Raw genomic sequence first — 17,388 nt, forward strand, 5'->3', positions numbered from 1 at the left:
GGCGCCAGTCTACAGATGTTTTGTCAAATTTGGGCCAAAAGCCCGGAAAGCGCTACACTGACACTCATGCGGAATCTCGAAAAATCTGCCAAAGCTATGTTAGTGCTGCTATTTTTAGTCAGCGCCAGCGTGGTAGCGCAGCCGCCCAGTCGGCTGCTCGGCACCGGCGGCGCGACCCAGCTCGAGGGCCAGGCCGGCGGAGGCATTGTTCCGTGGGCGGTGTTGGCGGGTTACGGATCGAGCAACGAGTTCAGTGCCACCGCCTTTTACACCCGCGCGACGTTGGACGATTTTGACCTCGACGCCTTTGGCGTGGCTGCGAGCTACAACAACCGCTGGGAGGTTTCTTTGGCGCGCCACCGGTTCGATCTGGACGGCCTGGCGACACCCCAGCGCACCCTCAAACAGGATGTTCTGGGTCTTAAATACCGAGTCTCGGGCGATCTGATCTACCACGCGGCGCCGCAGGTGGCCGTGGGAATGCAGTACAAAAAGCACGGCAACTTCGAGCTGCCGATGGCAGTAGGCGCAGGTCGGGACAGCGACGTTGAGGTGTACCTCAGCGCGTCCAAGCTCTGGCTCGCTGGCCTCGGCGGCAGGAACGTGTTTGCCAACGGGACCATCCGGTACGGCCGCTCGAATCAGCTTGGACTATTAGGTTTTGGTGGCGACCTCCGTGACAGCCGCGAGCTGCTCATCGAGGGTTCCGCCGGCCTGTTCGTCAACCGGTATCTGGCGCTTGGTCTCGAGTACCGCCAGCAGCCGGATAACCTGTCCTTTTCCCGACAGGACGATTGGTTTACCGCTTTTGTCGGCTACTTCCCAAGCAAGCGTCTGTCGATTGTCGCCGCCTACGCCGACCTGGGCACCGTTGCCACCTTGGACAATCAGGCCGGCGCCTATCTGTCGGTCGAGTACAGCCGCTGATGATCCGCGCGGGCTGGCCGCTACGGCTGAGCGCGCTGCTCGGCGCGCTGGCGCTGGCGGCCTGCGCGGCTGGGCCCAGCACCACGCTGTATGAGCAGCTGGGTGGTGAAACCCAGATCAACGCCTTCGTCGGCGACTTTTCCGACCGGGTCAAAGACAACCCCCGCATCGCCCGCTTCTTCGTCGAAAGCGACATGGAGCGCTTCCGGACGATGCTGGCGGATTTCATCTGCGAGATCAGCGCCGGACCCTGTCGGTACGAGGGTGACGCCATGCCTTCGGTTCACCTGGGGCTGGGCATTAACGACGCTCACTTCAACGCGCTGGTCGAAGACCTGATCATCGTCATGGAGGCGCACGATATTCCCGTATCAGCCCAGAATCGCCTGCTGGCGATTCTCGCGCCGATGCATCCGGATATCGTCGACCCGCCGCGCTAGCGGGATTCAGCCGCTAGGCCTCGGCCAGGTCGTCCAGATACTTTTCCGCGTCCAGCGCGGCCATACAGCCAAAGCCCGCAGATGTCACTGCCTGGCGATAAACCTGGTCAGCCACGTCGCCGGCCGCAAAGACGCCGGGTACGCTCGTCTCCGTGGCCATCCCTTCGAGACCTGAGCGAATGGTCAGGTAGTCGTTTTTCATCTCCAGCTGACCCTTGAAGATGCCGGTATTCGGTGAGTGTCCAATCGCGACAAAAAACCCCTTGGCCTCGACCTCGCTAGCCTCACCGGTTTTGACCTGACTGACCTTTACGCCGGTAACGCCGCTGTCATCACCGAGAACTTCAGCGACCGTGCTGTCCCAGAGGATCTTCAGCTTGCCTTCGCGCTCGCGGTCGAACAGTTTGTCCTGCAGAATTTTTTCCGAACGCAGCTTGTCGCGACGATGGATCAGCGTGACCTGCGAGGCGATGTTGGACAGGTAAAGCGCTTCCTCGGCGGCCGTGTTGCCGCCGCCGACGACTACCACGGGCTGGTCTTTATAGAAGAACCCGTCACAGGTGGCGCAGGCTGACACGCCTTTGCCCAGATAGGCCTCCTCCGAGGGAATCCCCAGGTATTTTGCGGTTGCGCCGGTTGCGATAATCAGCGCGTCACAGGTGTACACGCCGCTGTCGCCCTCCAGCCGAAACGGACGTTCATCGACAACCGCGGTGTGGATATGGTCAAAAATGACTTCGGTATCGAAGCGCTCCGCGTGACGAAGCATCCGCTGCATCAGCTCTGGCCCCTGCACCCCGTCGTCGTCGCCCGGCCAGTTGTCCACATCGGTGGTCGTCGTGAGCTGCCCCCCTTGCTCCAGGCCTGTGATCAAGACCGGATCCAGATTGGCGCGGGCCGCGTAGACCGCCGCGGAGTAGCCGGCGGGTCCAGACCCCAAGATCAACAGTTTGCAGTGGCGCGGCTCGGTCATGTCGAAGTCCTTATAAATAGTTATTTGAAGCAGATGGCGTTAGCCGAGGCCGTTTCCAAGCCGACAGCACCGATGCCCCCTGATTCTGCTGGAAAATCAGCCCCTACGGTCGCCCTCGCGCGACCCGGACTGTTAGGATACCTGACTGGTTTTTGCTGGAGCATCCGTTGAGCAAGTTGACCGTAGACATACGCCCGCATTCGAAGACAATTGTGGACGGCATTGCCCAGGCACCAAGCCGGGCCATGCTGCGGGCCGTGGGCTTCACCGATGAGGATTTTGGCCGCAGTCAGGTGGGTATCGCCTCCACGTGGTCGATGGTGACTCCCTGTAATATGCACATCGATGAGCTGGCGCGGGCCGCAGCCGAAGGCGCGGACGAGGCCGGCGGCAAGGCCGTAATTTTCAACACTATCACGGTGTCTGACGGGATCTCCATGGGCACTCCCGGCATGCGCTATTCGCTAATCTCCCGCGAAGTGATCGCTGACTCTATCGAGACGGTAGTCGGCGGTGAAGGCCTTGACGGCTTTGTGGCCATCGGCGGCTGCGACAAGAACATGCCCGGCTGCGTAATGGCGATGGTTCGCCTGAACCGACCCTCCGTTTTTGTTTACGGCGGGACCATTCAAACCGGGCCAGGCCGGACCGACATTATTTCGGTGTTTGAAGCGGTTGGCGCGCGGTCGGCCGACAAGATTACCGATGAAGAGCTCAAGCACATCGAGCGCACCGCCATTCCCGGCGCCGGGTCCTGCGGCGGCATGTATACGGCCAATACGATGGCCTCAGCCATCGAGGCCATGGGGCTGAGCCTGCCCAACAGCTCGGCTCAGGAGGCGGTCGGTTCTCAGAAGCGCGTAGACAGTGAACGCGCCGGGGCTGCGGTGGTCAACCTGCTAAAGCAGGGAATCCGCCCGCTCGACATCGTGACGCCCGAAGCGTTTGAGAACGGCATCACCGTGGCGATTGCCCTGGGCGGCTCCACCAACCTGGTGCTCCACCTGCTGGCCATCGCGCGCGAGGCCGGGGTGCCGCTGAGTCTGGAAGACTTCAATCGCATCGGCGACAAGGTGCCGCTGCTGGCGGACCTGCGGCCCAGCGGTCATTACTCGATGTCGGAGCTGGTGGCCATCGGCGGCATCCAGCCGCTGATGAAGCGGTTGCTCGATGCCGGCATGCTGCACGGTGACTGCCTGACGGTCACCGGCAAGACGCTGGCAGAAAATCTGGCGTCAGTCGAAGACTACCCCGAGGACCAGCAGATCATCCGGCCGCTCGATGATCCCATCAAACCGACGAGCCACCTGGTGGTGCTGAAAGGCAACCTGTGTCCGGACGGCGCGGTGGCAAAGATCACCGGCAAAGAAGGGACCCGGTTTGCGGGAACGGCCCGCGTTTATGAGGGCGAGGAGGCTGCACTAAGTGCCATTCTCGACGGCAAGGTCATGGCTGGGGACGTCGTTGCCATCCGATACGAGGGGCCACGCGGCGCGCCGGGCATGCGCGAAATGCTGAGCCCGACGAGCGCAATCATGGGCGCCGGGCTAGGCAAAGAGGTTGCGCTGATTACCGACGGCCGCTTTTCCGGCGGCAGCCACGGCTTTGTGGTGGGACACATCGCTCCAGAAGCCGCCGTCGGCGGACCGCTGGCGCTGCTGCGCGACGGCGATGAGCTCGTAATCGATGCCGATCAGCGCACCATCGATCTCAAGGTCGACGACGAAGAGCTCGAGCGGCGGCGCCAGACGCTGACGCATCCCAAGCGGAAACTCTCCGGGCTGCTGGCCAAGTATGCCGCCGGCGTCGCGTCCGCGGCGCAGGGTGCCGTCACGATCCCGCTGACCGACGAGTAAGGGCTTCGCCCGTACCCTGCGTCCATGGTTGATAAGAAAGACAGCGTACCGGCCCGCACCGGCGAGTTTGCCGTCAGCCAGCGCGACCTTAAGCTCGGCGTTGGACCGGCGGTGGCCGGCGGCGACGGTGTGCCGAGCACCCGCATCCCGGTCACGCCCGACTACTACCCTGACCCTGGCAGCTTTCGGGCGGAGCTCAAGAAAGCCCGCCAGGTGTTTGCCACGTTCCGCGCCGAGACCCGGCAGATGATCAACGACGTCCGGGTCGGCAAGCCGCTGGTGATCAGTCCGCTGGCCAAGCCGCTGGGGGCGATGGTGGAGAGTGTTGTTCGGCATCCGGACCCGATGGTCTGGATGACCCAGCTGGTGCAGCCCCAGTCGTTCATGGGTGGCCACATGCTGCGCGTTTCGATTCTCTCCGTGGTGCTGGGACGCGGTATGGGCATGATGGAACGCCAGCTCGAGCGTCTGGCCTGGGGCGGCCTGCTATGCCAGATCGGCAAAGCCCGCCTGCCCCGGCTGCTGCTGGAAAAGCCGGGCCCCTTGTCGGAATCAGAGCTGGCCCGAATTCGCAGCTTCGTGGAGACCGGGGTGGAGCTGGCCAGCGCCGTTCAGGGCATCGACCCGGATGTGATCGAGATCATTCGAACCCACCACGAGCGCTACAACGGCACCGGATATCCGAACGGCCTTGTGGGCGACCAGATTCCTGTGCTGGCGCGACTGGTTGGCATCGTCGACTGGTATGACACGGTGACCAGCCAGAAGCCCTACAGCGATGTCGTCATCAGCTCGACGCAGGCGATGGACGCCCTCAACAGCAAGCGCGACGTCCAGTTTCAAGACCAGGTGGTCGAGGAATTTGTGCGGGCCGTCGGCCTGTACCCCAACGGCTCGCTGGTGGAGCTCGACTCCGGCGAAATCGCCGTGGTGCAGGCCCAAAACGTGAAAAACCGCACGCAGCCGCGGCTGATCTTAGTGCTGGACGAAAACCACCAGCCGCTGTCGCCTCAGCTCAAGCTGGACCTCCTAACCTACAACCAGGGCTCGCGAGGTCATCCCAAGACGATCCGCCGAGCGCTGCCCGACGGTGAGTACGGCCTGGACCCTGCGCAGGTGATCGAACGCAGCAGCGAAGATGACGGCTGGCTGTCGCGCATCAGAAACCTTGGCCGAAAATAGTGTTCACCTATCTGGACCCAAAAATCCGTCGACAGCTCATCGACGAAGGCAAACTGTTTCGCATCGACCCGAACGGACAGCTGCTGCCCGAGGGCCAGGAAGCCGATCCGCAAGAGGGCCACACGCTCAATCTGCTGGGGCCGATTCCGCTCCCGATTGACCGGGGCTTAGCAGAACCCTTCGAGGCCCAGTGGTACGTCACGGTGCGCAGCACCGAACTGGGACAGGTCGAGGCGCTGGCACGCCAGCTGCGGGAAACCGGCACCGGCGAGCTGTTTGCGGTGCTCGCTTCGAGCATGGCGGTCAATAGCGTGGTGATTGCGGGCGATCCAGACAGCTGGCAAGACCCGCTCGTTCGGGTGCACTCAAGCTGCCTGACCGGCGACGTGTTTGGATCCCAGCGCTGCGAGTGCGGCCCGCAGCTCGAGAGTGCACTGGATCAGATCGCCAACGATCCGGCAGGCGGCATGCTGGTCTACATGGCCGGGCATGAGGGTCGTGGCATCGGCCTATGGGCGAAGGCTGCGACCTACCTATTGCAGGACCAGGGCCAGGACACCTACCAGGCCAACCGCATGCTCGGCCTGCCGGTCGATAGCAGAGATTTCAGCGATTCCGCCGCGCTGCTGAAATACTTTATCGGGGACAAACCCTTTCGCCTGCTCACCAACAACCCGAAGAAAATTGATGACCTGGCGGCCGGTGGTTTGACCCAGATCACCCCGGTCAAACATCTGATCGGCGTCAACCCGAATAATCAGCGTTACCTAAGAGCCAAGCGCGACTGGGGGCATCGCCTCAGCGAGGACGATCTGGATTAGCGTCCGAGCTCTCCTCGTCGCCGCCCGCGCTGAGCGCCTGAAAGCTGATGGCGGCGAGGATGATCGCACCACCGATCAGCGTGGCCTTGGCGGGCTGCTCGTTAACGACCAGCCAGACCCAGACCGGGCTGAGCACCACCTCCAGCATCGCCAGAAAATTTACCTGTACGGCCGGCAGGCCGCGGGCACCGAAGACCAGCAGCAAACCACCCAGGCCGGCCTGAAAGACCCCGAGGCCCAGGCAGATCAGCAGGTCCTGAGTCGGCAGCACAAAAGGATCGACCCAAAACGCGCTGACCGCGGCCAGGCCGAGACCTGAAAAGCAGATGGCTGGCGTCATGTCGCCGAGCCGTCCGGCCCGGATCGAGACGCTGAAACCGGCGTAACACAGCGCCATCGCCAGCGCGTAGGCCATCCCCAGCAGCCCGTCCCCGCTCAGCGCGCCCTCCACCATGATCAGCACGCCGGCGGCGGCGACAGCCATCGCCAGCCAGGTCCGCAGCCGGACCCGCTCACCGAGCACCAGCCAGCCGAGGATGGCGGTGAAAAACGGGGCCAGCGAGATGATAAACATGGCGTTGGCGACGGTAGTGTTCAGCAGTGCAAAGATCACCGCTACCGAAGCCCCCGCAAAACAGAGGGCCGCAACGTAGCTAGCTGTGCGCATGCCAAGGAACGCCCCGACGGCCGCTGCCCGATACCGCGCCAGCACCACCAGCAGCAAGAACATGCCCATACCCAGCGACCGGTAGAAGACGATCTGCATGCCGCTGGCGACCTCCAGCAGGCGCACGCCGATTCCGGCCGTGCTGAGAAACAAGCCGGCCGCGAGCACCAGCCCAATCGATGGAAGGCGCGCGCTCACGCAGAGCGCCTCCCACAGCTCTGAAGCAGCGACCGTTTTGCCGTTAAGATATGCACTGTTATTCCCTTTGCCTGGAATCTTCTCTCATGCACGAATACCTGAATTTCTACATCGACGGCGCCTGGGTTGAGGCAACCGACCCAACCACCCTCGACGTCATCAACCCGACCACGGAGACGCCCTGCGGGCGCATTTCGGTTGGCACCATGGCCGAGGTTGATCGTGCGGTCACCGCAGCCCGCACCGCGTTCTCGACCTTCGCCGACACCACGCCCACTGAGCGTCTGGAGCTGCTGGAGTCGATCACCGAAGTATTCAAGAAACGTCAGGACGATCTGGCCCACGTGCTCAGCCTGGAAATGGGGGCGCCGACGCGGCTCGCGCAGAAGGCGCAGGCCGCTACCGGCCTGGCCCACTTTGCCACCACCGCAAAAATCCTCAGAGACTTCAGCTTCGAGCGCCACGAAGGCGGCTATCAGCTGCGTCAGGAACCCGTCGGGGTGTGCGGCATGATCACGCCCTGGAACTGGCCCGTCAACCAGATCGCCTGCAAAGTGGCGCCCGCCCTCGCCACGGGCTGCACCATGGTGCTAAAGCCCAGCGAAGTGGCCCCGCTCAACGCCATGATCATCGCCGAAATCCTTCATGAAGCGGGGGTTCCCGCCGGCGTCTTCAATCTGGTCGGTGGCGATGGCCCCGGCGCCGGGGCGGCATTGTCGGCGCACCCAGAGATCGACATGATGACCTTTACCGGCTCAACCCGCGGCGGCGTGGCGGTGGCCCGTGCGGCCGCCGACACGGTGAAGCGTGTCACCCAGGAACTCGGTGGAAAGTCAGCCAATATCATTCTGGACGACGCCGATCTCTCCCGCGCTGTCGCCGACGGCATGGGCCGCATGCTGCTCAACAGCGGTCAGAACTGCAATGCACCCAGCCGCATGCTCGTCCCCGCAGGCCAGCACGATGAGGCGCTGGAAGTGGCCGTTTCGGTTGCGGCCAAGGCGCGCCTCGGGGACCCGCTGGCGGAGGGGACAACCATGGGCCCGGTGGTGAGCGAGGCACAGTTTGATCGGATCCAGGGGCTGATCCAGGCCGGCATCGACGAAGGCGCCACGCTCGCCTGCGGCGGCACGGGCAAACCCGAAGGGCTGGAGACCGGGTACTTCGTCAAGCCTACGGTGTTTGGCCAGGTCGACAACGCCATGACGATTGCTCGCGAGGAGATCTTCGGGCCGGTGCTCAGCGTCATCCCCTACGAGAGCGAAGACGAGGCTATTGCCATCGCCAACGACACGCCTTTTGGGCTGTCCGGCTACGTCTCGTCAGGCAACGTGGATCGAGCCCTCAGCGTGGCCGGCCGGCTGCGCACCGGTAACGTCCACATCAATGGCGCGCAGTCGGATTTCCGCGCACCCTTCGGCGGCTACAAGCAGTCGGGCAACGGGCGTGAATGGGGCGAGCACGGCCTTGAGGAGTTTCTTGAGGTTAAAGCCGTCTTCATGCCAAAGATCGCGTGATCGAACACGACGCGAGCCGGCCTATTTGCCCACGAACTTGGCGCGCCGTTTTTCGGTGAAAGCGGTGACGCCCTCGCGGCCGTCTTCGCTCGCAAAGGCCGTGAGAAAAGCCGCTTTCTCAAGCTCAATGCCGCGAGCTAGCGGCACCTCGCTGGACTGCGAAACCAGCTCCTTGATGAGTCTCACCGCGACGGGGCTCCACCGGGTCATGCGGCCCGCCAGCTCGGTCGCCCGCGCCAGGTGCTGGCCCGACTCCACCACCTCTTCCACGAGACCGATCCTCAGCGCCTCCGCGGCGTCGATCGTGTCGCCGGTGGCGGCCAGCTTGAACGCGTGGCCGTAGCCGACGAGCCGCGCCAGGCGCTGGGTGCCGCCGGCCGCCGGTACCAGGCCCAGGCGGACTTCCAGCTGACCAAAGCTGGCCGTTGAGTCGGCGATGCGCATGTCGCAGGCCAGGGCCAGCTCACATCCGCCGCCGTAGCAGTAGCCGTGAATTGCGGCCAGCGAAGGTTTGGGAAACGCGGCGAGCACTTCGTAGACCCGGCGCCGCTGATACGCCTCGGTCTGTTCTTCCGGCGTTCGGCTCGCAAACTCGCTGATGTCGGCGCCGGCGACAAACGCTTTTTCGCTGTTGCCACAGATCACCAACGCACGCACGGCGTCGTCCTCGGCGAGCATGTCCACGGCCGCCATGATCTCCTGGCGCATCGGCTCGTTCAGCGCGTTCAGTCGATCGGGCTGATTGAGCCGCAGAATCGCCAGGTGGTCGTCGCAGTCGACCGTGATGGTGTCAAAGGTGTCGCTCATGAAGCTTTCTCCTGAGGCAGCGGCTGCAGCCAGTTGTCCTGCGGGTAGTGGGTGGCGCCGTCGATGAGATGCAGGCTGTAGGCGTGACGGGGACGGCTGGACCGGTTCGGCTGGCTCAAGTGGGGCAGCAGCCCGTGCAGCACCACCAGGCTCCCGCTGGCGACCGGCAGCGGCGTTAACTCCGCCTCGGGAAACGGTGTTGCGTCTAGGATTTCCATCCGGGTTGCTGCCCCGTCCAGACGACGCATACGACGCTTCAGACCCAGCTCATGGCCACCGGGTAGCGCCCAGAGGCAGCCGTTCTCCTCCGTAGCGTCATCCAGCGCCAGCCAAAAGCCCAGGACGCTTGAAGGTTCGGTATAGAGAAACGTGGCGTCCTGGTGCAGCGCTACCGGCGCCCCGATACGAGGCTGCTTGAACAAATACATGCTCTGGAGCGGCAGCGGCTGCCGGTGGCCAAGCTGGCTCGCCAGCTCACGCACTCCAAGCGTCCCGGTCGCCTGCTCAAACACCGGGTCCAGCCGGTGCAGCGCGTGGCCAACCTTGTTCATCGAGAGATCTTTGTCCCGCACCAGCCGCCCATCCGGCGCGCGCGCGTCCGGCTCCAGGAAATAGCGGATCTCGCTCCCCGACTCGAGAAAATACCGATCGTCGCTCGCTTCGTTGTTGCCGATAAAAGCGCTCTGCTCCTGCTCGGGTTCAAAGGTCGCGAGCAACGCCGCCATCCGGGCACGCAGCATGTTTACGAGCTCGGGTTCGACATAGTGCTCGAGAACCAGAAAGCCGTCACGGGCGAATTGCTCCCGCTGGGTCTGGGTCAACCGTGTTGCTTGGGTCCGCACGCTTCTCTCCGTTGTTTCGCGGGGCATTTTGCCACGTTGCCACCGCCGGCCGAATCTTTTAGGCTTACGAAAAAGGTCGTATTTAAGCTCGAACGAACCATGCAAACCAAGCCGGAGGGGACGACCGGATGAACAAGACAACGCATATCGTCAACACCACGTTGCTGGCCCTGCTGGCCGCCGTCGCTGGCTGCGCTTCCACCAGCGAACGGAATATGAACGCGGGTGAACGGACACTGGTCAGCGACGAGGTCGCTGAACTGGTCGAGGAGCTAGGGGAAGTGGACGTGCGCTTCGCCGAAAACGTTTACTGCGAGCGGATCCGCCGGGTGGGCACCCACCTGGTAACACGCGTCTGCTGGGACAGCCGCGAGGCCGCGCGGCGCAGCCGGCAAGCCAGTGATCGTTACCATCGAAGCATGGGGAACGGCACCGGTTGCACGCTTGGCACCTGCGCCGGAGAAGCCAGAGGTCCGCTCGGCGGCGCAGAAGGCGCCGTTAGGCTGCCGGCATTACCTAACTAAATCGACTTAGCGATTCAAACCGCCTTAGCGATTCGCCATCTGCGGTGGGAGCGTGACAAGATCGCGCGCTACCCGAAACCCGATCGCGGCCCCGCGCGTTTCCGCCTTGTAACCCTGGCGGCTGCTGGCCCGCGCCGTATCCGGGGCGCCGCCCCAAAACGTTCCTCGCACCACTCGTAGATCGCACCCGCGGTTGACCCAAGCTGAACCGTCGCCCGGCGCCCGCACGTAGCTGTCGTGCCAGCAGTCGGCCACCCACTCCTGTACGTTACCGGCGATGTCGTAAAGTCCGAATGGATTTGCGCTGAGCTGCGCCACCGGTGCCGGGCCCCAGAAGCCGTCGGTGTAATCCTCAAAGGCGATGGTCCAGCTCAGACGGCGCGGCGACTCGTCACCTTCACCGGTCAGGTTTTCCACCGCCAGCGTCGGCGTGCCGTCGCCCCACCAGTAGCGAGTCTGTCGCCCGCCGCGCAGCGCGTATTCAAACTCCGCCTCAGACGGCAGGCGGTAGGCGTACCCGGTTTCTTCCGCCAGCCAGCGTGCGTAAGCCTGCGCGTCGGTGAAGCTCACGTGCACCACCGGCAGATCGGGCTCAGCGTCCCGACCGTTATAGGCGTGGCGCCAGCTGGTCTTCCGGCGCCGCCCCACGCGGCCGCTGGCTTCGCTGTAAGCGTAAGAGTGACCGTCACGCTCGGCGTCCGTCTCATAGCCCGTCGCCTCGATAAACTGCGCGAATTGCCCGATCGTGACTTCGTGCTGGCCCAGCGCAAACCCCCGACCGAAGACTACCGTATGGGCGGGACGCTCGAAGCGATTCTGCACCGGATCCACCGGTGATGCGCCCATCCGGAATGCGCCGTGCGGCAGCACCACCATCGTGGGGCCCTCGCCGCCACTGGTCAGGTCATCAGAAAACAGCTGCCCCGGCCGGAACACGTTGTAAAGCCGGCTCAGCCGCAGCTCTTCGTCGAGGGCCGCCAGCAGCTCACCGCCCGCTCCCAGGCTGCGAACCGATTCAATCGCCTCCTCAGCGTCCGGGAAACGGCTATCGCGCATGGCGAGCCGGGCCACGTTGGAGGTTTCTTCGATGCGAAGGCGGCGAAACTCCTGAATCTGCTCAGCCGCATAGTCAACGCCCGATGAGCCGCCCCGCGCCCGCCGAGCGCCTGCCACAAGCCGATTGGCCCGTCGAAAGTCCATCTCCCGGGCCGCTGCCAGCGCCCGGTCGATCAGACGCCGCTCCAGCCCAACCAGCCGATCGGCCAGCGCGACGCTCCCCGGATCGAGCTGGGTCGCGCGACGGAGCCGGTCAAGGGCGCTGCGTCCGGCGGGTTCGATCAGCCGCCCCGCCTGGATGTCAGCCTCAGCCAGGGCGATCAGTTCGGCGCTTTTTTCCAGCGCCTCCAGTCGGTCGCCGAGGCCGGTCAGTTCTTGGCCGCTGACCTCAGCGCGGCGCAGCGCCTGATAAACCCTCGTGCCGGCGGCAATTTCCCGACGCTGGGCAAACCCTTCCAGCTGTTCCAGCAGCTTGCTGACAACGGCATCGAACCCCTCGCGGGCTTCGGGATGATCCGGATTCGCGCGCAGGATTGACGCGTAGCGCCCCAGCGCGCCTTGATTGTCGTCCTGAAAAAGCTTCCCGTCGGTCAGCAGTTGGTCGGCCAGCGACAGCTCCTGCTCGACGTCATCGACGAGCCCTTCACCGGGCGTGTTGCCCGATCGCCAGGCAGCCGGATCAAATTGGTCGGGCGTCGCAGGCTCGGTTTCGCTCACCGGCGCGGCGGGTGCCGTATCGGTCGTCTCGGTAAGCTCCTGACTGGGGGGGGCCTGCGGCGAAGTCTGGCGAAAGACCCACACCACGGCGGCGAACAGCAACATGCCGACGACCAGGAGGCCCAGCCGGAGCTTTTTTACGGACAGCGATGGTTGGAGTTCACTTTCGGACATCGTTTCAGAGAGCGCCATGGGAGCTCGCGGGCCGAAAAAGCCCTTTTACAGCGATTCAAGTTAGGCCATGGACTCCTGTGGCGCAAGTGGCCACCGGCATTTGTTTCGCATTGTTTCGATCGTGCCATTGAGGCATAAAAACATTAAAAACAATGCGTTAGATCTGTTTAGTTAAGAAATCGTTAATGATGCAGCTGGTTGCCAACATTGCGTACCGAACCGGAAAGTTGCGCCAGGTCCCAGCCGCGTCCCTCGGGCCCCCTCGTCACGCGGCCTGAGCGAATCCGCTATCATGCGGCCTGGAATTTTTCTGACAGCTCAATGACTGACGCAACTTCTCACGCACCAGCTAATACGGGCGCCGCCCGCCAGACCGCTTCTCCCGAGGTGGACTGGATTCGGGACAACGCGGCGCTCAAGGCGGCGTGCGAGCATTGGCTGGCCCTTCCCGCCATCGGCGTGGATACCGAGTTTGTTCGAACCCGCACCTACTACGCCCGACTCGGCCTGATTCAGATCGGTTCCGCGGGGCGTTGCTGGCTGATCGACCCGCTACCCATCGACGACTGGTCGCCGCTGGCCCAGGTGCTCGGCAGTCGCCAAACGCGGAAACTCATCCACAGCGGCTCGGAAGACATCGAGATTTTTCAGCGCCTCAGCGAAACGCCGCTGGCCGGCTTTTTTGACACCCAGATCGCCGCCGCGTTGTGCGGCCTCGGCCCGAGTCTGAGCTACCAGGCACTGGTGTTTGAGCTCTGCGGCAAAGAGATCGAAAAGGACGTGACTCGCTCAGACTGGCTGGCAAGGCCTTTGAGTCCCGCTCAGATTCGTTACGCGGCGCTGGACGTCGCGCATCTCGACAGCCTCTACGAGCAGCTCAGCGGCAAACTTGCGAGTCTCGGCCGGACCCGCTGGCTCGAAGCGGACTGTGATCAGCTGACCACGCGGGTGGGTCTCGACGACGTGCTGAAAACTCAGTTTCAGCGCTTCAAGCAGGTGTGGCGGCTGAATGGCCCCCAGCGCTCCGCCCTTGCGGGTCTGCTGCGCTGGCGGGAGGTTACCGCCCGAGACCTCGATCGTCCTCGCAGCCACATCCTGACGGACAACGACCTGCTCGCACTGGTGCGGGATTTGCCCGCCGATCGCGAGTCGATGATGGCCCTGACGCTGGAGCGCAGCCGCAGCGTCGGACGCCGCTCCAAAGTCCTGCTGGACGTGCTGCGGACCGCCAGCGGCGAACAGGATCATCCACCCAAACAGCCCGAACCCCTCGACCGCAGCGCGCGAACCCTGGTCAGCCAGCTGCGTGCCGCCATCGCCGAGCAGGCGCAGACGCTAGGGATTGCACCGGAGGTGCTCTGCGGCAAGCGCGATCTGTTGCACCTGCTGCAGGTCGGTGAGCCGACGGCGAAGCTGTCGGGCTGGCGCTTCGATCTGGTGCGCCCGCTGGTGGCGGAGCATCTGCCGACGTGACCCCAGCTCGCGCAAAAGTTTTCCTGGTAATGGTCCTCGCGGCGCTTATCTCGGCGCCGGCGCTTAGCCAAACCGCGACCGACATTTATCTGCTCGATCTGGCGGCGCTGGAGGATGGCCGGACGGTTATCCTGCGAATCACCGACGTGCCCGGCTACGACAATCAGCCGCATTTCTCCGCTGACGGCAAAAGCGTTTACTTCAGCCGGATCCGGGGCGGCCGCGCCCACATCATGGCGTACGACATCGCCAGCGCCGAGACCCGGGTTATCCGTGACGACCCCGAAAGCGACTACTCGCCGACGCTGATCCCGCGCATGGATGCCCTGTCCGTGATCCGGGTTGAGGCCGATCAGCGCCAGCGCCTCTGGAAGATCCCGCTGGGCGAAGGTGAACCGCAAGTCCTCTTCGAAACCATCGAGCCGGTGGGGTATCACGCCTGGGCCGCGCCTCGGATTGCGCTGCTGTTTGTCCTGGGCGAGCCGCCGACGCTGGCGCTGGCGGGGCCGGCGGGTGTTGCGCTGCCAATCGATCGCAACATCGGTCGTGGCCTTCAGTCGCTGCCGGGGACCACCGAAGTTGCCTACGTGAGCAAAAGCGCCGACCCGGACCGATGGGTGATCAACGCGTACGACTATGCGCTGGACAAGACCCGGTTTTTGGCGCCCACGCTGCCAAAGCGCGAGGATTTTGCGTTGAACGGTCAGGGCGACCTTTGGATGGCAGACGGCACGGTGCTGTACCAATGGAACGTCGAGCGGCCGTCCTGGGTACCGTTGCTGGACCTGTCCACCATGAAACTCGGGACCCTCAGCCGCCTGGCGCTGAGCCCGGACGGACGACAGCTTGCGCTCGTCTCCGAGGAGAATATCGGCGGGTAAGCCGGCCTGCGCTAGAGCAGCTTCGCCAGCAGCGCGTCGCGAAAACGGCGAATCCGCTCAGCGTTCAGTCCGATATCCGACATCCCAACCCGGGACTTCGAGCGCACATCAACCAGCGTCACCTCGTTTCCGGCGACGATGCGAATCACCACGTCGTCCTTAAACGCAAACCATCGGGTGGTGTCGGTCGCCTCGATCCGCCCCTCAGCCTCCTCCACCGCGTGGATTTCCCAACCAAGGTCGGCCGCCGCCGCGCGGGCCTGGCTAAATACCTCGGGGACCGTCGCGCGGATGCGGATGGTCTGCAGATCGGGATAAGCCTCTCGCTGCTTGGCCGCCGTTTCCTCGCCGGCATAGTCGACCGGATTAGGGGCATCAGCCCGGATCGGAGCGATCGCCACAAACGCCGGGGGGTCCATCGTGTTGGTCGTGATGTCGTGGATCGGCGGGACCTCGGAGGCCTGAGATCGCATCATGACCGGCACGCTGGCCGCACCGCCGGCCAGCACCATGCCCAGCAAGGCGAGCACCACGGAACCTCGACCGCTGCGCCAGCGAACGAGCAGCGCCAGTACACCCAACACCGAGGCGCCAATGGCGGCATAGACCACATAGAAAAATACCCGGAACGTGAACCCGAGTTCCCACCAGCCCATGCGATAGGCCGGTCCCGTCAGGAGCAGCCCAACCGCCGCCAGGAGTCCGAGGAGAAAGGTAATTCGTGCGAGCCACTGCATCGATGTGCCCTGCGGGAATGGAAAGTGGGCGCCACCTTAGCATTCCCAGTGCGCCGTGCCGATCATCCTGTCGCTTCAGCGAGTGAGTCAGATGAGTCCTCGCGGCTCGCTACGCTTGCTTGCGGTAGAATCGCGCATCCCAAACGTGAGTTTGTTCCATGGAACGCACCACCGTGGTCCTGGTGACGCTGGTCGCCTACAAGATCCTGCTGCTGGGCATCGGACTGTGGGCGCAGCGTCGCACCCGCAACACGGAAGACTATTTTCTCGGCGGCCAGCAGCTCGGCCCCTTTGTGGCTGCCATCAGCTATGCGGCGAGCTCCTCGTCAGCCTGGACTCTGCTCGGCGTCAGCGGGGCGGCGTTCAGCCTGGGGCTCGGGGCATTCTGGCTGCTGCCCGGCATTGTCGCAGCCCATATCGTCTGCTGGTTCTGGGTGGCGCCGAGGCTCCAGGCGCGCTCCGCCGGCGGTGCCGCGCTGACGCTGACCGACGTCCTCGCCGGCGATGCTCACGGGCCCTGGCGCGACGCGCTGGCGGTCAGCGCCTCGTTGATCGTGCTGTTTTGCTTTGTGTTTTACGTGGCGGCTCAGTTCCAGGGCGCCGGCAACACGTTTACCAGCAACTTCGACATGGATGGGAATCACGCTCTCTGGCTGGGTGCAGCGATTGTTCTCATCTATACCCTGCTCGGCGGCTTCTGGGCCGTCAGCGTGACCGACGCACTGCAGGGCCTGCTGATGTGTATCGCGGCGGTGCTGCTGCCGGTGGCGGCCGTGATGGCGGTCGGCGGACCGGCGACGCTGCTGGCGGCGCTGCCCGAGATGACGCCCGGGCTCGGCGGCGGGTTCGCCGCGACTGCCGCGGTCGGTTTTGCGGCAGGCATGATGCTGGTTGGACTCGGCACGTTTGGTCAGCCTCAGTTGCTCAATCGGTTTATGGCGTTGCGAGACGAAAAATCGCTGCGCCAGGCGCGCGTGATGTCGGTGGGCTGGTTTGTGGTGGTCCTGGTCGGGATGCTGGTTCTGGGCTGGTGCGGCAGGCTGCTTATGCCCGATGCACCCAATGGCGAAACCCTGTTTTTTGATCTCACCAACAGCCTGTTTCCGGTGCTGATCGGCGGGGTGATCACCGCAGCCGTCTTGTCAGCCATCATGTCCACCGCGGACAGCCAGCTGCTGGTCGCCGCCGCTGCGGTGGCTCACGACATGGGCCTGTCGCGGCGCTGGCCGAATCATTCGCTGCTCGTCTCGCGGCTGGTCATGGCGTTGCTGTGCGCCGGCGCTGCACTTCTCGCTTCCGCCCTGCCCGACTCCATTTTTTCCCGCGTCCTGTTCGCCTGGAATGGGCTGGGCTCAGCCTTTGGCCCGCTGCTGATCATCATGCTGTCCGGGCGCACCGTCGCGCCACCCTGGGCACTGGCCAGCATGCTGACAGGCTTTGGCCTGACCGCGGTGATTTTTAGTCTGCCCAACACGCCGGGAGACATCGCCGAGCGCGTGGTGCCGTTTATTGCCGCTCTGGTGCTGGCGCTGATCGGCACGCGAAGCCGTCGCGCTGCCGTTGCCGCCGCTCCCGCTACGACCGTCAGGGGATAGT

The 17,388-nt window shown here is 64.1% G+C and carries 16 protein-coding genes; 10 read left to right on the forward strand and 6 right to left on the reverse strand.

What is annotated here, in order from left to right:
- Positions 1-96 precede the first annotated feature (96 nt).
- The gene (locus AAF358_14405) at positions 97-927 is read left to right on the forward strand and encodes a DUF3034 family protein (GenBank protein MEM7706748.1); all 831 of its coding nucleotides are present in this window, start codon (positions 97-99) and stop codon (positions 925-927) included.
- On the forward strand, positions 927-1,367 hold the full coding sequence (locus AAF358_14410; protein MEM7706749.1) for a group 1 truncated hemoglobin: 441 nt from the start codon (positions 927-929) through the stop codon (positions 1,365-1,367). The genes AAF358_14405 and AAF358_14410 overlap by 1 nt, the downstream gene beginning before the upstream one ends.
- A 13-nt stretch (positions 1,368-1,380) precedes the next feature.
- On the opposite strand, the gene trxB is transcribed toward AAF358_14410, so the two are convergent.
- Positions 1,381-2,340, reverse strand: a complete 960-nt coding sequence (trxB, locus tag AAF358_14415; protein ID MEM7706750.1) for a thioredoxin-disulfide reductase — start codon at positions 2,338-2,340, stop codon at positions 1,381-1,383.
- A gap of 176 nt (positions 2,341-2,516) precedes the next feature.
- Here trxB and ilvD point away from each other — a divergent pair, with 176 nt between their 5' ends.
- The 3 genes from ilvD to AAF358_14430 are packed head-to-tail and all read left to right on the forward strand — an operon-like array spanning position 2,517 to position 6,199.
- Positions 2,517-4,196: a dihydroxy-acid dehydratase gene (gene ilvD / locus AAF358_14420; GenBank protein ID MEM7706751.1), complete on the forward strand. Its 1,680-nt coding sequence runs from the start codon at positions 2,517-2,519 to the stop codon at positions 4,194-4,196.
- A 24-nt stretch (positions 4,197-4,220) separates the two neighbouring features.
- On the forward strand, positions 4,221-5,378 hold the full coding sequence (locus AAF358_14425; GenBank protein MEM7706752.1) for an HD domain-containing phosphohydrolase: 1,158 nt from the start codon (positions 4,221-4,223) through the stop codon (positions 5,376-5,378).
- Entirely contained in the window at positions 5,378-6,199 is an 822-nt protein-coding gene (locus tag AAF358_14430) for a GTP cyclohydrolase II (GenBank protein MEM7706753.1), read from the forward strand. The genes AAF358_14425 and AAF358_14430 overlap by 1 nt, the downstream gene beginning before the upstream one ends.
- Here AAF358_14430 and AAF358_14435 read toward each other — a convergent pair.
- Positions 6,177-7,064 (reverse strand): DMT family transporter, encoded by an 888-nt coding sequence (locus AAF358_14435; GenBank protein ID MEM7706754.1) that lies wholly within the window; start codon positions 7,062-7,064, stop codon positions 6,177-6,179. The genes AAF358_14430 and AAF358_14435 overlap by 23 nt on opposite strands.
- An 86-nt stretch (positions 7,065-7,150) precedes the next feature.
- Here AAF358_14435 and AAF358_14440 point away from each other — a divergent pair, with 86 nt between their 5' ends.
- Positions 7,151-8,581 (forward strand): aldehyde dehydrogenase family protein, encoded by a 1,431-nt coding sequence (locus AAF358_14440; GenBank protein MEM7706755.1) that lies wholly within the window; start codon positions 7,151-7,153, stop codon positions 8,579-8,581.
- A gap of 21 nt (positions 8,582-8,602) precedes the next feature.
- Here the strand turns inward: AAF358_14440 and AAF358_14445 are convergent, their stop codons facing one another.
- Positions 8,603-9,388 (reverse strand): enoyl-CoA hydratase-related protein, encoded by a 786-nt coding sequence (locus AAF358_14445; GenBank protein ID MEM7706756.1) that lies wholly within the window; start codon positions 9,386-9,388, stop codon positions 8,603-8,605.
- On the reverse strand, positions 9,385-10,230 hold the full coding sequence (locus AAF358_14450; GenBank protein MEM7706757.1) for a phytanoyl-CoA dioxygenase family protein: 846 nt from the start codon (positions 10,228-10,230) through the stop codon (positions 9,385-9,387). Before AAF358_14450 ends, AAF358_14445 begins: the two co-directional genes overlap by 4 nt.
- A 128-nt stretch (positions 10,231-10,358) precedes the next feature.
- Between AAF358_14450 and AAF358_14455 the strand changes: the two genes are divergently transcribed.
- Positions 10,359-10,754, forward strand: coding sequence for a hypothetical protein (locus AAF358_14455; GenBank protein MEM7706758.1), 396 nt, complete (start codon positions 10,359-10,361; stop codon positions 10,752-10,754).
- 24 nt (positions 10,755-10,778) lie between these two features.
- On the opposite strand, the gene AAF358_14460 is transcribed toward AAF358_14455, so the two are convergent.
- Positions 10,779-12,719 carry an SUMF1/EgtB/PvdO family nonheme iron enzyme gene (locus AAF358_14460; GenBank protein ID MEM7706759.1) on the reverse strand — a complete coding sequence of 647 codons (1,941 nt, stop codon included), beginning with the start codon at positions 12,717-12,719 and terminating at the stop codon, positions 10,779-10,781.
- A 303-nt stretch (positions 12,720-13,022) separates the two neighbouring features.
- Here AAF358_14460 and rnd point away from each other — a divergent pair, with 303 nt between their 5' ends.
- Together rnd and AAF358_14470 are read left to right on the forward strand one after the other, a co-directional pair.
- Positions 13,023-14,174 (forward strand): ribonuclease D, encoded by a 1,152-nt coding sequence (gene rnd, locus AAF358_14465; GenBank protein MEM7706760.1) that lies wholly within the window; start codon positions 13,023-13,025, stop codon positions 14,172-14,174.
- Positions 14,171-15,055 (forward strand): hypothetical protein, encoded by an 885-nt coding sequence (locus tag AAF358_14470; protein MEM7706761.1) that lies wholly within the window; start codon positions 14,171-14,173, stop codon positions 15,053-15,055. Before rnd ends, AAF358_14470 begins: the two co-directional genes overlap by 4 nt.
- 11 nt (positions 15,056-15,066) lie before the next feature.
- Here AAF358_14470 and AAF358_14475 read toward each other — a convergent pair whose 3' ends face one another.
- Positions 15,067-15,792 carry a DUF1499 domain-containing protein gene (locus AAF358_14475; protein MEM7706762.1) on the reverse strand — a complete coding sequence of 242 codons (726 nt, stop codon included), beginning with the start codon at positions 15,790-15,792 and terminating at the stop codon, positions 15,067-15,069.
- 158 nt (positions 15,793-15,950) lie between these two features.
- Here AAF358_14475 and AAF358_14480 point away from each other — a divergent pair, with 158 nt between their 5' ends.
- A complete protein-coding gene (locus tag AAF358_14480) occupies positions 15,951-17,387 on the forward strand; it encodes a sodium/proline symporter (GenBank protein ID MEM7706763.1) in 1,437 nt (478 codons plus the stop codon).
- The last annotated feature ends 1 nt before the right edge of the window (position 17,388 follow it).

It is taken from the genome of Pseudomonadota bacterium (assembly GCA_039033415.1).
Taxonomy (GTDB): Bacteria; Pseudomonadota; Gammaproteobacteria; order Xanthomonadales; family SZUA-38; genus JANQOZ01.